The following is a 16,227-nucleotide window of genomic DNA, read 5'->3' on the forward strand; positions in this document are numbered from 1 at the left end:
GGTCACCCGGCGGACCCGGAGGCAGCCGCCCGGCATGCCCTGCGAACGACGGAGGAACCCATGGACGACTATCCGCAGATCGCGGACCACGGCATGGTCGGGGACCTGCAGACCGCCGCGCTCGTCTCCGGGACGGGCACCGTCGACTGGTGGTGCACGCCCCGGTTCGACTCCCCGAGCATCTTCGCCTCCATCCTCGACAGCGAACGCGGCGGGTACTGCCGGCTCGCCGTCGACTCCGGCCGCGTCGCGGGAGTGACCGTCCGGCAGCTCTACCTGTCGGACACCGCGGTCCTCATCACCCGCTTCATGGCTCCCGACGGCGTCGGAGAGGTCGCCGACTTCATGGAGCCGGACCCGTCCAGGACCCCCTCCACCCGGCACCGGCTGGTGCGGGCCGTCCGGGTGGTCCGCGGCACCCTGCCCTTCACCCTCGCCTGCCGTCCCCGCTTCGACTACGGGCGGGCGCCGCACACCCTCACCCTCCTCGACGACGGCTCGGCCCTCTTCCGCGGCCCGGGCACGGACCTGCACCTGCAGGCCGACCCCTCCCTCACGCTGCGCCCGGACGGTGACGACGTCATCGCCGACTTCACCCTCCAGGCCGGTGGGACGGCCTTCGTCGCCCTGACCACGGAGAGCGGCGCCGGCGAGAACGGCGGCCACGCCGCGGCCCCCCTCACCGCCGACGAGGTGCGGCGCGGCGCCGAGTCCTGCCGCGCCTTCTGGCACGACTGGCTGCGCGCGTCCCGGTACCGCGGCCGCTGGCACGACATGGTCAACCGTTCGGCGATCACCCTCAAGCTGCTCACCTACGCGCCCACCGGCGCGCCGATCGCCGCCGCCACGATGGGCCTGCCGGAGCAGATCGGCGGCGAGCGCAACTGGGACTACCGGTACACGTGGATCCGCGACGCGTCCCTGTCCGTCCGGGCCCTGATCGACCTCGGCTTCGTCGAGGAGGCCCAGGCCTTCCGCGCCTGGCTGCGCGAGCGCCTCGACGCCGGCGGCACCGCCTCGGGCGAGCCCCTGCAGATCATGTACCGGATCGACGGAGACCCCCACCTGACGGAGGAGGTCCTCGACCACCTGGAGGGGTACCGGAAGTCCGCGCCGGTCCGGGCCGGCAACGCGGCCGCCGACCAGCTCCAGCTCGACATCTACGGTGAGGCCGCCGACGCCCTGGCCCAGGCCCAGGAGATCGGCGGCATCCGCGGCTGGCGGTCCTTCGCCGGTCTGCTGGACTGGCTGGCCGGCACCTGGGACCGCCCCGACGAGGGCATCTGGGAGACCCGCGGCGGCCGTCAGGACTTCACCTACAGCCGCCTGATGACCTGGGTCGCCTTCGACCGCGGCATCCGCATGGCCACCGCCTACTCGCGCCCCGCCGACCTCGCCCGGTGGACGGGCGTCCGCGACGCCGTCTTCGGCCAGATCGTCGACCGCGGCTGGAACCCGCAGCGGCGGGCCTTCGTCCAGCACTACGCCACCGACGTGCTGGACGCCTCGCTCCTGCTCATGCCCCGCGTCGGCTTCATCTCCCCACGCGATCCGGCGTGGCTGAGCACCCTCGACGCCATGGACGGGGAGCTGGTCAGCGACAGTCTCGTCTACCGCTACGACCCCGCCGCCTCCCCGGACGGGCTGCGCGGCTGCGAGGGGACCTTCAACCTGTGCAGCTTCCTCTACGTCGAGGCCCTGGCCCGTTCCGGGCGGCTGCAGCAGGCCCGCTACGCCTTCGACAAGATGCTCACCTACGCCAACCACGTCGGCCTGTTCGCCGAGGAGATCGGCCCGTCGGGCGAGCAGCTCGGCAACTTCCCGCAGGCGTTCACGCACCTGGCGCTCGTCGCCGCGGCCATCGCCCTCGACGAGCAGCTCGACCGCGCCGAGACGGGCGGACGGTAGGCGGCACGGCCCGGGGTACGGCACGGCCCGGGGGGCCGCTACGCAGACCTGGGCGGCTTCGGACCGGAGGGGAGAGCGACGGAGGCGGCGAGACCGACCAGCGCGAAGACCGCGAGAGCGACCATGGCGAGAGCGTAGGAGCGGTTCCCCCCGGCCGGCCCGGAGACGAGGATCGTTCCGACGATCGCCGTGCCGAACGACGAGCCGAGGTTGGAGACGCTGCGTGACAGCCCGGAGATCTCGCCCTGCAGTTCCTCGGGGAAGCTGGACTGCACGACGTTGACCGACGGGGTCAGCATCACGCCCACGCCCAGGCCGATCAGCAGCAGTCCCGGCGTGAAGGCGACGACCCGTGAGGATGCCCCGACCAGGGCGAGCAGGATCGCGACCCCCGCCACGGCCATGGCGAAACCCGCCGAGATCAGTGCCTTCTGCGAGTGCCTCCTGGCGAGCCGTTCCGCGGCCAGTGAGGAGACGAGGGCGCCCACGGTCGCCGCGGTGAAGATGACACCGGTCTCGATCGCGTTGTACCCGCGGACCGTCTGGAGGAAGACGGAGACGGTGAACGACGTCCCCATGAGGATCAGCCACTGCATGTTCTGGGTGACGAGGCCGAGATTGCACGTGCGGTTCCGGAACAGTCCCGTCGACAGCAGGGGCTCCTTCCCCGCGCGCTCCCGGGAGCGGATGTGCAGGAAGAACCAGGCCAGCAGGACGGCCCCCGCGGCGAGGAACATCCCCATCCGCGCGGCGTCGTCATCGGCCTGGAGGATTCCGAACACCACGAAGAACATGCCGGCCGCCGACAGAACCGCCCCGGCGGCGTCGAAGGGGCGCTCCGGATCCGGCGCCACGGGATCGACGAGCCGCCGGCTGAGGAAGACGATCAGCACGACGACCGCCGCCTGGAAGAGGAACGCGGCCCGCCAGTCGATGGCCGTGGCGATGAACCCGCCGATCAGCGGGCCCGCCGCCGCCCCGACTCCGCCCAGTCCGCTGATCACGCCGAAGGCCCGGGCGCGTGAGGGGAGGTCGTCGTAGGCCATCGTCGCGAGGATGTAGACCGGTGGGATCAGCAGTGCCGTACCCACCCCCTCGAGCACCGAGTTGCCGAGGATCAGCACCCCGAGACCGGGCGAGAACGCGCTGATCAGGGCGCCGGTCCCGTACAGGGCGAGACCCGCGAGGAAGCAGCGCTTGCGGCCCCAGCGGTCGGTCAGCTTGCTGCCGGGGATCATGAGCACCGCCATGATCAGCAGGAACAGTGTGATCGTGCCCTGCACGCCCTGCACCGTCGTGTCCAGGTCCTCGCCGATGTCGTTGATCATCACGTTCATGTTCGAGCCCGCGAAGCTGCAGATGAACTGGGCGAGGGCGAGCGGCGCCAGCGGCCGTCGCGAGGCGGCGGCCCGGCCGTGGGCGGTGGGAGCCCTGGTCACTCCCCACCCCGTCCGCCGGCCGCCCGGTGCACGTCCGGGGTGAGGACGTGCCTCCTCCGCCTGCGCATGGTCACCTCACATCGATCAGCCGCACCGGCCGGAACGGCGGGCGGGTCCGGTCAGTGGTGGAGTACGGCCTTCAGCGCCACGACGACCAGCCCGAGCAGCAGGTTGATCACGCTCGTGACCACCACCATCCGCGGAGGGGCGCCGATCCGCACCGCCGCCGTGGCCGCCCAGCCGACCTGCCCGGCCACGGCGACCGCGAGCGCCAGCCACGCGGTGCCCTGCGCGCCGAGCCCCAGCAGCGGGCCGACGGCCACGGCGACGGCCGGTGGGACGGCCGCCTCGACGATCGGCCACTCCTCCGCGCAGGCCCTGCGGACCTCGGCCGCGCTCATGGTCCGGAAGACCATGCGGGCGCCGAACAGCCGGGCGTACACGTGGGCGGCCCAGAAGACGATCCCGGTGCCCACCAGCAATATGATCATTTCCAGTCGCGGGAACCTGCCGAGCGTCCCGGCGCCGACCACCACGGAGGCGGCGAGCAGCGAGCCGTAGACGGCGCCGGTGTAGTCCCGGTGGATGGCGCCGGTCCGCGGGCGGGCCGGCCCGCCCGGATCGCACCTCTCCACAGGGCCTCCCACAGCGCTTCCGCGCCTCCCACAGCGCCTCCCACGGTGGCCGGACCGGCCTTGACGGAGGGTTCCCAGATCTCGCGCCCGCGGCGGGGCGGGCTCGCCCGCCGGGGCACGCCGGCGCCCGGCGCCGCCTAGCGGGCGCCGATCCCCTCCATCGCCTCGCGCAGCTGCGTCTCCTCCTCGTTGCTGAGCGACGTCTGGAGGATGTGCCCGCCGTACGGCCTGATCTCCGGAATGACCTTGTCCGGGGTGCTCCGCACGACCAGGACGAACAGCACGGCCATGCCGGGCTCCAGCTTGGCGGAGAGCTGCCGCATGAAGTCGTCGTTGACGCCGATGTCGGCCATCGCCCCGGTGGCCGCGCCGACGCCGGCGCCCAGTGCCATGCCGAAGAGCGGCATGAAGAACAGCATCCCGATCAGACCGCCCCACAGCGCGCCGCCGGCCGCGCTCAGGCCGGTCAGGCCCGCGCCCTGGTGGAGCTTGATCTTGCCGTCGGGGCGGCGCTCGACGACGGCCATGTCCTCCATCATGATCAGGTTCTGCCGCTGCATGTCGAGCAGGCGGTCACGTACCTCCACAGCGGTGGTGACGTCGGGATAGGCGATGGCGATGAGGTTGCTCATGGGGCTTGTTCCTCCTGGTCGGTTGCGTCGGTGAGGGGGACCGCCGCCCGGGCCGGGCGGCGGTCCCGGATATGTGAAGCCGCGACCGCTCTTCTTCCGGGCAGGGCCGCTGCCGAGGCGGAGTGATCCGGCGCTGGTCGAGGACGGGTCGCCGCCCGGCCGCGCTCCGGAGACGATCGGCCGGTCGCGGCATGGCGGCTCGGCCGACGCCCTTGCCGTCGCGCGCCCGCCGCAGGTGCGTCGCGCGGCGGCGGAGACCGTCCATCCCCCTCCTCGCGTTCCTGGTGCTCCCCTTTCCCCGGCCCGGTGAGCGCCGCGGACAGGCAAAAAGACTCCATGAGAGACGGGTGCGCTCTTCGGGCGCGTCCCGCCCTTCGAGGGTCTTCCGGAAGGAAACAAAAGAATAAATCACCTTTTATTGCGGTCCATTGAAAATGAAAGGCGCCGGTCCGGGAATGATCCGCTGCATTCAGGTTCAGGCTGTTTTCGGTTCGGAAGCCGGCGGGGTGCCATGGGCTGTTTGTTCGCGGTCTTCGCGGGGCTCTTCCCGAGGCTCGCCGTGTTCATCATCTGGGTGGCGCGCCCGGCCCTGGTCAGCGCTGCTTTCGACACGTGGATCTGGCCCCTGCTCGGCCTGCTCCTCCTGCCGTTCACGACGCTGATGTACGTCGTCATGTACATCCCCGGCATCGGGCTGAGGGGAGGGGACTGGTTCTGGATCGCGCTGGCGGTCCTGCTGGACCTGTTCCACTGGATAGGCGCCGCGACCCAGCGCCGCCGGTTCCCGGGCTACCCCCGGGGCTGACGGCGCTCCGCGAGCCGGCCGCGCCGGAGAGGCGGGCCGACCGGCCTGGACGGCCGCCTCTCCGCCGGCCCGGCACCGCCTCAGCCGACCGACCGAGATCACGCGGGCGCGGCGGGCCGTACCCGCACCGGCAGCAAGGACATCGCGATGTTCGGCAGACACGACGGGTCGCCCGCGCCGCTGACCACCGACTACCTGGTGCAGCGGCGCCCCGCCGCCTTCAGTGGCGACTTCTGGATCGGCAACGGCCTGGGGCAGCCGGTCTTCCACGTCGCCGGCACGCTCCTGCGCCTGCGCAAGGACTTCACGATCGAGGACGCCACCGGGCAGGAGCTGCTGCGCGCCCGGAGCCGTGTCCTGCGTGTGCGCGAGACGATGGTGATCGAGCGCGAGGGGCGGACGGTGGCGACCCTGCACGAGAACCTCGTCGGACTCCGCAGCCAGATGAGCGTCGAACTGGAAGAGGGCGGGCAACTGCGTCTGCAGGGCGACGTCGCGGAGCACGACTACACCATCAGCCACGGCGGCGCCGCCGTGGCGCAGGTCTCCGGGCGCCGGGTGCACGCCCACGACGCCTACGGCGTCTCGATCGCCCAGGGCCACGACGATGTCCTGCTCCTGGCCGTCGCGGTGTGCGCCGACGCGCTCACCCCGCAGTCCTCTGACCGGGACGAGGGCTGAGGGCCCTCGTCGTGGCGGCCCCGCCGCACGGCCGGCCGCGGCCGGTGCGGGCCTGCGGGGTGGAGCCTGCGGGCTGGAGAGAGCCCCGAGGGTCCGGTTCCAAAATCGAAGTCACGCCCAATTTGCGTGTTCTTGGAGAAGTATGCGAAGGGTGTGGAAGGCGCTGGGTAGAAAGGGAAAGAAGGAGTGGTGGCGGGCGGGCACCTGAGCCGCTCGAACCGCTGAATTCCCGAACAGCGCACGGACGAAGCAGGCGTACAGGCGCGACCGCGAAGGCGGACCCCCCGGAAGCTCCACCGTGCGGAGGGGGCTGATCATGGAAGAACCACGCTACGCGCGCACGCAGCAGGCGTCCCGGGACCACATTCCGGCGGCGGCGCCCCAGTCGCGCCAGACGGACTGGGCGCAGACGACGCTCCCGAGGGAGGAGCCCCGGCCCACCGGCTGGGTCGGCTGGGTGATGTTCGCCGGCATCGGGATGATGATCCTGGGGTGCTTCCAGGCGATGATGGGCCTGGTAGGGATCTTCAACACCGACTTCTACCTCGTCACCTCGGGCGACCTGGCGATCCCGGTCAACTACACGACCTGGGGATGGACGCACCTGATCATGGGTGTGGTCGTCTTCCTCGCCGGCGCCGCCGTCATGGCGGGCAAGACCTGGGGCCGGGTGGTCGGGATCGTCCTGGCCTCCATCCAGGCGCTCGTCAACTTCGCCTGGTTCCCCGCCTACCCGTTCTGGTCGATGATCGTCATCGCCGTCGACGTCCTCGTCATCTACGCGCTGGCCGTCCACGGCAGGGAGATGAAGACGTTCGACAGGGCCGACGCCCTGTAGGCGTTCCAGGGCCGGGAGCGTCACCGGCGGCGGCACGGACGATGCCGGCGCCGGTGACGCTTCTTCGTCTGGAGGACGTGCCGCGCCGTCCCGGACGGGGCGGGTTCGCGGCGCGGGGTTCACGGATCGATCAGGAGGCTCAGGCAGGAGAGCGCCTGCACCCACCATCTCCACTAAACGGACAAATGCCATTAAAATGCACCAGGTCCGTGGGTGAGGTGAGGGAGGGCGCGGTGCACAGGGTGGTCCACATCCGGCCGCTCGACGATGTCGTCGGTCACGAGGAGTCGGCCGACTGCCTGTGCGGCCCCGCCGGAGAAGGGGTCTACGCCCAGGCCACGGCGCAGGCCGTCGGCATGATCTACCGTCACCACGCGCTGCGGCCCTGCCGTGAGTGGGAGGCGTCCGCGGAGTGACGCGCCCGGGGTCCGCGGAGGCCCCGGCGGCCGATCGCGACGGCACAGGACCACCCTGCCCCGTGGTGCGGCCTGCTCCGTCGTCCTGCTCCGTCGTCCTGCTCCGGGGTGTCACTTCGGCGGCGCCGGTTTCCCCCCGCCCGCCGGCGGGGGCGGTCCTGCGGCCGCGGCCTCCTGCAGCTCCTGGTGGGTGACGAACGTGTCGACCAGCGACAGCAGCATGGCCACCACGGGTATGGCCAGCAGGGCGCCCATCGCGCCGAAGAGCGACGCCCCCAGGATCACGGCCACGAAGGACACCCCGGGGTGGATGTCCACCGCCCGTGAACTGATCTTCGGCTCCAGCGTCAGGTTCTCCACCTGCTGGTACAGCACGCCCCAGCCCAGCGCCGCCAGGCCGATCCAGGGCCGGGCCGAGACCAGCCCCACCACCACCGGCAGGGCGATGGAGATGTAGGTGCCGATGGTGGGCACGAGCTGGGCGACCAGGCCCGTCCACGCCCCGAGCGCGAGCCAGGACGGCATGCCGAGCGCCAGGAACACCAGAGCCGAGGCGGTGCCGTTGACGGCGGCCAGGATGAGCCGGGAGGAGACGTACCCGCCGGTCTTGATCGTGGACACGTCCCAGACGCTGATGAAGACCTGCTGGAAGCGGCCGGGCAGCAACTGCGCGAGCCAGCGGCGCAGCCTCGGTCCGTCGGCCGAGAAGTAGAACGTCAGCAGCAGCAGGGTGAACATGTTGAACACCACCCCCGTCACCGTACCCAGCAGGCCCAGCACGCCGCTGAGCGCGCCCTGCGCGTACTCGGCCGCCTGCTGCGGGGTCAGGTCGATGGAGGCGAGGATGTCCGAGATCTCGTAGCGCGTGCCGAGGCGGGCGTTGAGCCAGTCGACGACGCCGGCGACGATCCCGGGCAGCGCCTTCAGCAGCACCGCGACCTGCCGCACGAACAGGCTGCCGAACAGGACGAAGAAGACCACCACGGCGAGGATGAACAGCGTCATCACCAGCAGCGTGGCCGTACCGCGTCGGGTTCGCCGGGACAGGCGGCGTACGGCGGGCTCCATGGCCAGCGAGAGGAACCACGCCATCACCAGCATGGCGACCAGCGACCCCGCGTCGACGAGCACGAAGCGCACGAAGAGCACCGTGGCGACGACGGCCGCCATGACGAGCCCGGCGCGCCAGATGTTCGCGGGCGCGAGCAGCACCTGCACCGCGGGCCTCTCGTCGCGCGGCTCCACCGGCTTCTCCATGACCCTCCAGGGATCTCGGCACCACCCCCTCCGGCGGGCCCGTACGGGATGACGGCGCGAACGGCCTCGGCGGGGTGCGCGGGTGCCGGGCGTGGCTCTGCGCGCGTCCGGCGTCGGGTCCGCGACCGGGTCGCGCCGGACGCTGAGATGACGTGACTCAACGTACAAGGACCGCCTGCCTCGGCCGGGGATTTGCCGACCGGTCGGCTCGTCGGCGGGCCCGCGCACCGATGGGGCGGCGGGCGCGGCCAGGAGGGCGGTCCCGCGCGCAGGCGCCGTCAGGGAAGAAAGACCGGCCGCGGTTGGGCCCAGGAGAGCAGGGAATAACGGGCATATAGCCATAAAAGGCTCAAAATGGGCTGGCGTGGCCGGAGGCAGGCGCACCCGCGGGTGACCGTCCGGCGGGTCGGCCGCCAGGCGGCATGATCGAAAGGAGCGCCGCGATGGACGACTACCCCCTTCTCGATCTCTTCTGGACCATGCTCGTGTTCTTCATGTGGATCCTCTGGTTCATGCTCCTCTTCCGGATCATCGGTGACCTGTTCCGCGACGACAGCCTCAGCGGATGGGGCAAGACCGGCTGGACCGTCGCCCTGGTCCTGCTGCCCTTCGTCGGGGTCTTCGCCTACCTGATCGTCCGTGGCAGGGGCATGGGCCAGCGCGAGATGATGCGGTTGCAGGCGAATGAGGAGGCGTTCCGCGCCTACGTGCGCGAGACCGCCGGTTCGGGGAGCACCGGATCGGGGACCAGCGGCGAACTGGTCAGGCTCGCCGACCTGAAGCGCCGGGGCGACCTCACCGAAGACGAGTACGAGCGGGCCAAGTCCAAGGTCCTCGCCGGGGTGTGATCCGCACCGGTCGCGGTGCCGTGTCGTTCCGCACCGGTCGCGGTGCCGTGTCGTTCCGCACCGGTCGCGGTGCTACATCGCTCCGGAGGAGCCCGGCTCCGCCGCCTGTCCGGCGGCTCGCCGGCGGTAGAGGGCGTCGGGGAGCCTCTCCTCGTTGTCGCCGCCGTCCCCCAGGGCCACCAGGGTGAAGCCGTGCCGTTCGTAGAAGCGGCGGGCGCCGGTGTTCTGCTGGAACACGTACAACTCGAGCAGGTCGGGCCGCGCCTTCCGGACCTGGGCGAGCAGGGCGGTGCCGAGACCCCGGCCCTGGGCCTCCGGCGCGACGTACAGGTGTTCCAGCCAGTGGCCGTTCAACGCGGCGAACCCGGCCACCCGGCCGTCCGCTTCGGCCACCCACACGTCGTGGTGGGGGACCACGACGCCGGAGATCCATTCCCTGGTCTCCTCGTCGGTGTGCAGGCGCGGCAGGTAGGTCATCCGGCCGCGCGCGGCCAGGAAGACCTCCGCGATGCGTTCCGCGTCACCGTGCCGTGCCCGGCGCACGCGCGGCAGCGAGTCGTAGGCGTCGGGGCTCATGACACTCCCTGGAGGGCGCCGGTGTTCGTGCTCGCGGACATCGCCATACGGTGACATACCCGACGTCGGCGGTCCATCGGATTCCCTCCGGGGCCGGTGCCTCAGACCGTGGCGGTGCCTCAGACCGTGGCGGTGCCTCAGACCGTGGCGGTGCCTCAGACCGTGACGACGACCTTGCCCGTGGCGTGCCCCTGCTCCTGGTAGCCGACGGCCGCCGGGATCTCCTCGAACGGGTAGCGGCGGCCGATGACCGGAGCGAGCTTCCCGCCCTCGATGAGCCCGGTCAGCGTGACCAGGTTCCGCTTGTTCTCCGTGCAGCGGACCACGTCCGCCATGGCCGCCCTCTGGGACACGAACGGCGAGGTCGCCAGCGCCGAGAACACGTGGCCGACGGGCTGCAGCCACCGGCCCGGCGGCCCGCCGACGAGGACGTGGATCCCCCTGCGGGTCAGCACCCGCCGGCACGCCGACGCCGGACGGCTGCCCGCGCTGTCCAGCAGGATGTCGTAGCGCCGTCCGCTCCGCGTGAAGTCCTCGGCCGTGTAGTCGACGACCTCGTCCGCGCCGATCGACCGGACCAGATCGACGTTCCGGGGCCCGCAGACACCGGTGACCTCCGCGCCGAACGCCTTGGCGAGCTGCACGGCGAACGTGCCCACGCCCCCCGAGGCCCCGTTGACGAGCACCTTCTGCCCGGCCTGGATCCCTCCCACGTCGCGCAGGCCCAGCAGGGCGGTGCCGGCCGCCAGCGGCACGGCCGCCGCCTGCTCGAACGAGAGGCTCTCCGGCTTCGGCGCCAGTTCCTTCTCCCGGACGCACACGTACTCGGCGAAGCCGCCCTGCTTGGGCATCGCGAACACCTCGTCCCCGGGGCGGAACTCCGTCACGTCCCTGCCGACCGCCTCGACCTGCCCCGCGACGTCGGCTCCCAGGATCCTGATCTTCGGCCTGCGCAGCCCGGGGCCGCCGCCCATCAGGCGGGCGACGTACGGCTCGCCCCGCATGAAGTGCCAGTCGTAGGGCTGCACGGAGGTGGCGCGCACCCGGACCAGCACCTCGTCGTCACCGGGTACGGGCCTGTCGATCTCGGTGAGCTCCAGCGCGTCGGGCGAGCCGTACGAGCGCAGGACGAACGCCCTCATCTTCATCGCATCCTCCTCATCCATCGCGGGCCCGGGCGCCGGTCACGTGCGGTCCGGCGGAGACCGCCGGGGCACGGGCGGACGCCGCGGCCCGCGTCGGCGGCCCGGGGCCGGCGGCCGGGTGGCGACGGGGGGTCCCCGGACCTTCGAGGATCAGCGTAGAAAGCCCGGCCGGAGGGCTCATCAGCCGAAAGTACGCCCGTTCGGCGGACCATCGGCCGGTCGGGGCCGGGCCGCCGGAGCCGAGTCGGCCGGGGCCGGAAGCCGGTGGGGTCAGCGCCCGGCCGGCTCCCGGGCCTCGACGGTGAAGGCCGTGGTGAGGACCCGGCCGTCCGCGGTGCGGAACTGCCCCCAGAGCCGGTAGAGCCCGGGGCGGGGGAAGTCGGCGTGCACCTCGAGTTCGGGCCCGAAGGTCTGGCCGGGCAGGGCGAAGACGGGCCGGCCCTGCTCGTCCTCGACCTCCGCGTGCTCGTGGGCGAACCCGGAGGCGTCCAGCGGCATCACCACCACGTGCCCGGCGGCGGCCAGGTAGGGCCGCAGGTCGTCCAGGGGCCTGCCGGTGGCCGCGTCGGCGAAGCGGAAGGTGAGGCGGTCGCGGGTGCCCGCCCGCGGGTCGCCGTCGAGCGTGACGCGCACGCCCCCGGCCACCTGCTCCCGCGGGGACGGCGCGGGCGTCTCGCGCTCGACGGCGGCCGGGTCGCCGACCGTGATCTCGTCGGAGGCGATCACGTCGGCCATCTCCCCGCGCCGCCGGAACTCGGCGTGGACCAGGTACCGGCCCTCGGTGGGGAGGGTCAGCGCGACGGTGAACTCTCCCGGCCGCCCGGTGGGCCGCGGGTGGACGTGGGCGAAGGTGCCCAGGTCGTCGCGGGTGACGACGAAGTGCATCCAGGCCTCGTGGCTGAGGGCCACGTCCTCGACGGGACGGCCGGTCGAGGCGTCCGCGACGCGGACGCGCACGGTGGTCTCCCGGCCCGGGACCACACCGGCGGGCGTGTCGACGGTGACCTCCACCCCGGCGTCATGGGCGGGGACGGGGCCGGCGTCGGCGGCCATCATCACGCTCATGGCCGGGCGCATCGGCATGCCGGTGCTCTGCACCCAGGCGAGGACGCCGTTCATGCCCCGCTGCGCGGCCTCGGTACGGCTCAGCGCGGTGAACGCCGCGCCGACGGCCAGCGCGAGGCAGGCGATGCCCGCCAGGTAGCCGTAGCCGGCGAGCCTGCGGAGCACGGCGCGCCGTCCGGCCGCCTCGTCCGCGCGGAAGCCGCGCAGGCGCAGCGCGTTGGTGATCACGCTGACCGAGCTCATCGCCATCGCGGCGGCGGCGAGGGAGGGGTCGAGCAGGACGCCGGTGAACGGGTGGAGCACCCCGGCGGCGACCGGGATCAGCAGCACGTTGTAGGCGAACGCCCACGCCAGGCCCTGCTTGATCGTGGAGACCGTGCGCCGGGACAGGTCGATGGCCGAGACGATCCCGCGCAGGTCGCCGCCGACGAGCGTGATGTCGGAGGCGGCGATGGCGACGTCGGTGCCGGTGCCGATCGCGATCCCCAGGTCGGCCGTGGCCAGCGCCGGGGCGTCGTTGATGCCGTCGCCGACCATGGCGACGATCGCGCCGCCCTCGCGCAGGGCGGCCACCCGGGCGGCCTTGTCCTCGGGGCGGACGTCCGCGATGACGTGGTCGATGCCGACCTTCCGGGCGACGACCTCGGCGGTGACCCGGTTGTCGCCGGTGAGCATCCACACGTCGAGGCCGAGCGCCCGCAGCCGGTCGACCGCCTCCCGCGACTCCGGCCTGATCTCGTCGGCGACGCCGATCACACCGGCCAGACGCCCGTCGAGCGCGACGTACACCGGGGTGCCGCCCTCGGCCGCCACCGCCCCGGCCGCCTGCTCCAGTTCGCCGGTCCCGATGCCGTGCCGGCGCATCAGCGCGGGGTTCCCGATCAGCACGGCCCGGCCGCCCGCCCGGGCCTCCACGCCGTGGCCGGGCACGGCCTCGAAGGACTCGGCGGCCGGGAGGGCGAGCCCCCGCTCGCGGGCCTCGCGGACGACGGCCTCTCCGAGCGGGTGCTCCGACCCGGTCTCCGCCGCCGCGGCGTACGCGAGCAGCTCGTCGGCGCCGACGCCGGCGGCGGTGCCGAGGTGGACGACGCCGGGACGGCCCCGGGTGAGGGTGCCGGTCTTGTCCAGCACGACCGTGGTGAGCCGGTGAGCCTGCTCCAGCGCCTCGCCTCCGGAGATGAGGATGCCGAGCTCGGCGGCCTTCCCGGTGCCCACCATGATCGCCGTCGGGGTGGCCAGGCCGAGCGCGCAGGGGCAGGCGATGATCAGTACGGCGATGGCGGTGCCGATGCCCAGCGTGAGCCGTCCCTGGTCGGGGCCGAAGAGCATCCAGGTTCCGAAGGTGAGCAGCGCGGTCACGATCACGGCGGGGACGAACCATCCGGAGACCGTGTCGACCAGCCGCTGCATGGGGGCCTTGGACCCCTGCGCCTCCTCGACCAGCCGGACGATCTGCGCCAGCGTGGTGTCCCGGCCCACGGCGGTGGTCCGCGCGACCATCGAGCCCGTGCGGTTGATCGTCGAGCCGATGAGCACGTCGCCGGGGCCCTTGCGGACGGGCATGCTCTCCCCGGTGATCATGCTCTCGTCGAGCGCCGAGGAGCCCTCGGTCACGACGCCGTCCACCGGGACCTTCTCGCCGGGCCGTACCCGGACGAGGTCCCCGACGGCGACCTCGTCGACCGGGACCTCCACCTCGGCGTCGCCCCGCAGGACGCGGGCCGTCTTCGGCCGCAGCCCCATCAGCGCGCCGACGGCCGAGGCTGTCCGCCTCTTCGCCCTGGCCTCCATCCACCGGCCCGCCAGGACGAGCGCGATGACCACGACGGAGATCTCGAAGTACACGTGCAGCGGCAGTCCGAACCGCTCCGCCGCGGCGGGCCAGAGGGTGACGAAGGCGCTGTAGCCGTACGCCACCGTGGTGCCCATGGCGATCAGCGTGTTCATGTTGACCGCGCCGTGCCGGCCGGCGGCCCAGGCCGCGCGGTAGAAGGGACGGCCCGCCCAGAACTGCACGACCGTCGCGACGACCAGCAGCAGCGGCATCAGCCAGTCCATCGCGTCGATGGGGAGCGGCACGTACATCAGCACCATCATCGACAGGCCCGCGGCCAGCGTGATCTGCCATGTCCGCCTGAGCCGGGTCAGCTCGCGGTCCGGCTCCGCACCGGAACGGTCCTGTTCGGCCCGGGGGCGGTCCGTCTCGGTACCGGGTTCCAGGTGCGCGCCCGTCCCGCCGTCGCGCGGCGTGGCGGTGTACCCGGCCCTGCTCACCGCCTCCGTCAGCGCCTCGGTCAGTGCCTCGACCGTGACCCGGGCGGGGTCCCAGGTGACGGTCGCGACCTCGGTCGCGAGGTTCACCTCGGCAGTCTCGACGCCCTCGACCCGGATCAGGGCCCTTTCCACCCTCCGCACGCAGGACGCGCAGGTCATGCCGGCGATGTCCAGCGTGCGGGAGACGGTCGTCGCCGTCGTCATCGCTCCACCTCCTCCTTGCGCCCACGTGGTCGCGGGCCGTCGGAGCGACACTCCCGTCCGCCGCTTTCCCGCCGCTGCCCGTCCGCTGTCCGTGCCCGGGGCGTGCGATGACCGCGGGGACAGGGGACGGACAGCGGCCTGGCGCAGGCTGATCACTGTCCGGGCCGCGCTGGGCGGCCCTTCTCGCGACAAGGAGCGAACCATGGAGGAGATCGTGTTCTCCGTCCCCGCCGTCAGCTGCGGCCACTGCGTCAAGGCGATCACCGAGTCCGTCGGCGAGGTCCCGGGGGCCGGCTCGGTCTCGGTGGACTTCACGGCCAAGACCGTCGTGGTCACCGGTGGGGCCGACCCCGCGGCCGTGCGTGAGGCGATCGCCGAGGCCGGATACGAGACGGTCTGACCACCGATGGAGACCGCACTCGACACCCTGGTCATCGGCGGCGGGCAGGCGGGGCTGGCGCTCGGCTACCACCTGCGCCGCTCCGGCCACCGCTTCATGATCATCGATGCCCACGACCGGGTGGGCGAGGCGTGACGGAGGCGCTGGGACTCGCTGACGCTGTTCACCCCGCGCCGGTACGACGCCCTGCCCGGGATGCCGTTCCCCGGCGACCCGGACGGCCATCCGGGCAAGGACGAGGTCGCCGCCTACCTGGAGGCGTACGCGGAGCGCTTCGACCTCCCGGTGCGCCTGGGCTGCCGGGTGACCTCCGTCCGCCCGGAGACGCCGGTGGGGGCGCCGGTGGAGACAGCGGTGGGGGCGCCGGCGGGGTTCGCCGTCGAGACCACGGCGGGGCCGCTGCGCGCGGCCCAGGTGGTGGTCGCGGCGGGGGCGTTCCACACCCCGCGGACGCCCGCCTTCGCCGCCGGACTGGCGCCGCACGTCGTGCAGACGCACAGCACCGGCTACCGGTCCCCGGACCGGCTCGCCGGAGACGACGTCCTGGTCGTCGGCGCGGGCAACACCGGTGTCCAGATCGCCCGGGAGCTGGCCGAGAGCGGGCGACGGGTCTCGCTGGCGGCCTCGGCGGTCGGCCGGGCGCTGCCGCAGCGGGTGCTGGGGCGCGACCTGTTCTGGTGGTTCGACCGGATCGGCTTCATGGACGTCAGGGGCCGCGGGCGCCTGGGGCGCCGGCTCCGGGAGCAGGAACTGATCATCGGGACCGACGTGTCCGCGCTGATGCGGCGGGTGCGCCGGTTCGGCCGCGCCGTGGACGCCGACGGCGCCCGGCACCGCCCGGACGCCGTGGTGTGGGCGACGGGCTTCGTCCCGCGCTATCCCTGGCTGCACGTGCCGGTGCTGGACGACGGCGGCGCCCCCGTGCACGACGAGGGGACGACGGCCTGGCCGGGCCTGCACTTCCTCGGCCTGCCGTGGCAGCGCGACCGCGGCTCGTCGGTGCTCGGGTGGGTCGGCCGGGACGCGGCCGTCCTCGCCCGCCGGCTGACCGCCACCACAAATCCCGTCAAAACGGTTGTTTCCCCGTAATATTGGCCCGGCTGT

General features: G+C 72.7%; 16 protein-coding genes. 9 read left to right on the top strand and 7 right to left on the bottom strand.

All coding sequences use genetic code 11. The features are described from left to right. Positions 1–60 precede the first annotated feature (60 nt). Positions 61–1,908 (top strand): glycoside hydrolase family 15 protein, encoded by a 1,848-nt coding sequence (locus ACFOWE_RS10490; protein WP_377287023.1) that lies wholly within the window; start codon positions 61–63, stop codon positions 1,906–1,908. Positions 1,909–1,946: 38 nt separating this feature from the next. Here the strand turns inward: ACFOWE_RS10490 and ACFOWE_RS10495 are convergent, their stop codons facing one another. The 3 genes from ACFOWE_RS10495 to ACFOWE_RS10505 all read right to left on the bottom strand — a co-directional run bounded on the left by ACFOWE_RS10495 (position 1,947) and on the right by ACFOWE_RS10505 (position 4,614). Continuing rightward, positions 1,947–3,347 (bottom strand): MFS transporter, encoded by a 1,401-nt coding sequence (locus ACFOWE_RS10495; protein WP_377287024.1) that lies wholly within the window; start codon positions 3,345–3,347, stop codon positions 1,947–1,949. Between the two features lie 119 nt (positions 3,348–3,466). Continuing rightward, positions 3,467–3,982: a hypothetical protein gene (locus tag ACFOWE_RS10500; RefSeq protein ID WP_377287025.1), complete on the bottom strand. Its 516-nt coding sequence runs from the start codon at positions 3,980–3,982 to the stop codon at positions 3,467–3,469. A gap of 137 nt (positions 3,983–4,119) precedes the next feature. After that, positions 4,120–4,614: a DUF1269 domain-containing protein gene (locus tag ACFOWE_RS10505; RefSeq protein ID WP_377287026.1), complete on the bottom strand. Its 495-nt coding sequence runs from the start codon at positions 4,612–4,614 to the stop codon at positions 4,120–4,122. Positions 4,615–5,125: 511 nt separating this feature from the next. Here ACFOWE_RS10505 and ACFOWE_RS10510 point away from each other — a divergent pair. The 4 genes from ACFOWE_RS10510 to ACFOWE_RS10525 all read left to right on the top strand — a co-directional run bounded on the left by ACFOWE_RS10510 (position 5,126) and on the right by ACFOWE_RS10525 (position 7,354). Continuing rightward, entirely contained in the window at positions 5,126–5,419 is a 294-nt protein-coding gene (locus ACFOWE_RS10510; RefSeq protein ID WP_377287028.1) for a hypothetical protein, read from the top strand. 147 nt (positions 5,420–5,566) lie between these two features. Next, positions 5,567–6,100 (top strand): LURP-one-related/scramblase family protein, encoded by a 534-nt coding sequence (locus tag ACFOWE_RS10515; RefSeq protein WP_377287029.1) that lies wholly within the window; start codon positions 5,567–5,569, stop codon positions 6,098–6,100. A gap of 316 nt (positions 6,101–6,416) precedes the next feature. After that, positions 6,417–6,938: a DUF7144 family membrane protein gene (locus tag ACFOWE_RS10520; RefSeq protein ID WP_377287030.1), complete on the top strand. Its 522-nt coding sequence runs from the start codon at positions 6,417–6,419 to the stop codon at positions 6,936–6,938. 233 nt (positions 6,939–7,171) lie between these two features. After that, complete coding sequence (locus ACFOWE_RS10525; protein ID WP_377287031.1) at positions 7,172–7,354, top strand: hypothetical protein; 183 nt, start codon at positions 7,172–7,174, stop codon at positions 7,352–7,354. A 111-nt stretch (positions 7,355–7,465) separates the two neighbouring features. Here the strand turns inward: ACFOWE_RS10525 and ACFOWE_RS10530 are convergent, their stop codons facing one another. Beyond that, positions 7,466–8,611, bottom strand: coding sequence for an AI-2E family transporter (locus ACFOWE_RS10530; protein WP_377287032.1), 1,146 nt, complete (start codon positions 8,609–8,611; stop codon positions 7,466–7,468). Between the two features lie 443 nt (positions 8,612–9,054). On the opposite strand from ACFOWE_RS10530, the gene ACFOWE_RS10535 reads away from it, so the two are divergent. After that, positions 9,055–9,459, top strand: a complete 405-nt coding sequence (locus ACFOWE_RS10535; RefSeq protein ID WP_377287033.1) for an SHOCT domain-containing protein — start codon at positions 9,055–9,057, stop codon at positions 9,457–9,459. Positions 9,460–9,531: 72 nt separating this feature from the next. On the opposite strand, the gene ACFOWE_RS10540 is transcribed toward ACFOWE_RS10535, so the two are convergent. The 3 genes from ACFOWE_RS10540 to ACFOWE_RS10550 all read right to left on the bottom strand — a co-directional run bounded on the left by ACFOWE_RS10540 (position 9,532) and on the right by ACFOWE_RS10550 (position 14,723). Further along, positions 9,532–10,035, bottom strand: coding sequence for a GNAT family N-acetyltransferase (locus ACFOWE_RS10540; RefSeq protein ID WP_377287034.1), 504 nt, complete (start codon positions 10,033–10,035; stop codon positions 9,532–9,534). A gap of 155 nt (positions 10,036–10,190) precedes the next feature. Then, positions 10,191–11,183, bottom strand: a complete 993-nt coding sequence (locus ACFOWE_RS10545; RefSeq protein ID WP_377287036.1) for an NAD(P)-dependent alcohol dehydrogenase — start codon at positions 11,181–11,183, stop codon at positions 10,191–10,193. Between the two features lie 267 nt (positions 11,184–11,450). Beyond that, the gene (locus ACFOWE_RS10550; protein ID WP_377287037.1) at positions 11,451–14,723 is read right to left on the bottom strand and encodes a heavy metal translocating P-type ATPase; all 3,273 of its coding nucleotides are present in this window, start codon (positions 14,721–14,723) and stop codon (positions 11,451–11,453) included. Between the two features lie 202 nt (positions 14,724–14,925). Here ACFOWE_RS10550 and ACFOWE_RS10555 point away from each other — a divergent pair, with 202 nt between their 5' ends. The 3 genes from ACFOWE_RS10555 to ACFOWE_RS10565 are packed head-to-tail and all read left to right on the top strand — an operon-like array spanning position 14,926 to position 16,212. Then, positions 14,926–15,123 (top strand): heavy-metal-associated domain-containing protein, encoded by a 198-nt coding sequence (locus ACFOWE_RS10555; protein WP_377287039.1) that lies wholly within the window; start codon positions 14,926–14,928, stop codon positions 15,121–15,123. A 6-nt stretch (positions 15,124–15,129) separates the two neighbouring features. Continuing rightward, positions 15,130–15,258, top strand: a complete 129-nt coding sequence (locus ACFOWE_RS10560; RefSeq protein ID WP_377287040.1) for an FAD-dependent oxidoreductase — start codon at positions 15,130–15,132, stop codon at positions 15,256–15,258. Between the two features lie 60 nt (positions 15,259–15,318). Next, a complete protein-coding gene (locus ACFOWE_RS10565) occupies positions 15,319–16,212 on the top strand; it encodes an NAD(P)-binding domain-containing protein (RefSeq protein ID WP_377287042.1) in 894 nt (297 codons plus the stop codon). Positions 16,213–16,227 lie beyond the last annotated feature (15 nt).

This window comes from Planomonospora corallina (assembly GCF_042650625.1).
Lineage (GTDB): Bacteria > Actinomycetota > Actinomycetes > Streptosporangiales > Streptosporangiaceae > Planomonospora_B > Planomonospora_B corallina.

What these genes read in the sequence shown, in the direction of transcription:
- ACFOWE_RS10490 (WP_377287023.1), top strand. Translation starts at nt 61, where the DNA reads ATGGACGACTATCCGCAGATCGCGGACCACGGCATGGTCGGGGACCTG.
- ACFOWE_RS10505 (WP_377287026.1), bottom strand. Translation starts at nt 4,614, where the DNA reads ATGAGCAACCTCATCGCCATCGCCTATCCCGACGTCACCACCGCTGTG.
- ACFOWE_RS10510 (WP_377287028.1), top strand. Translation starts at nt 5,126, where the DNA reads ATGGGCTGTTTGTTCGCGGTCTTCGCGGGGCTCTTCCCGAGGCTCGCC.
- ACFOWE_RS10515 (WP_377287029.1), top strand. Translation starts at nt 5,567, where the DNA reads ATGTTCGGCAGACACGACGGGTCGCCCGCGCCGCTGACCACCGACTAC.
- ACFOWE_RS10520 (WP_377287030.1), top strand. Translation starts at nt 6,417, where the DNA reads ATGGAAGAACCACGCTACGCGCGCACGCAGCAGGCGTCCCGGGACCAC.
- ACFOWE_RS10530 (WP_377287032.1), bottom strand. Translation starts at nt 8,611, where the DNA reads ATGGAGAAGCCGGTGGAGCCGCGCGACGAGAGGCCCGCGGTGCAGGTG.
- ACFOWE_RS10535 (WP_377287033.1), top strand. Translation starts at nt 9,055, where the DNA reads ATGGACGACTACCCCCTTCTCGATCTCTTCTGGACCATGCTCGTGTTC.
- ACFOWE_RS10540 (WP_377287034.1), bottom strand. Translation starts at nt 10,035, where the DNA reads ATGAGCCCCGACGCCTACGACTCGCTGCCGCGCGTGCGCCGGGCACGG.
- ACFOWE_RS10545 (WP_377287036.1), bottom strand. Translation starts at nt 11,183, where the DNA reads ATGAAGATGAGGGCGTTCGTCCTGCGCTCGTACGGCTCGCCCGACGCG.
- ACFOWE_RS10550 (WP_377287037.1), bottom strand. Translation starts at nt 14,723, where the DNA reads ATGACGACGGCGACGACCGTCTCCCGCACGCTGGACATCGCCGGCATG.
- ACFOWE_RS10555 (WP_377287039.1), top strand. Translation starts at nt 14,926, where the DNA reads ATGGAGGAGATCGTGTTCTCCGTCCCCGCCGTCAGCTGCGGCCACTGC.
- ACFOWE_RS10560 (WP_377287040.1), top strand. Translation starts at nt 15,130, where the DNA reads ATGGAGACCGCACTCGACACCCTGGTCATCGGCGGCGGGCAGGCGGGG.
- ACFOWE_RS10565 (WP_377287042.1), top strand. Translation starts at nt 15,319, where the DNA reads ATGCCGTTCCCCGGCGACCCGGACGGCCATCCGGGCAAGGACGAGGTC.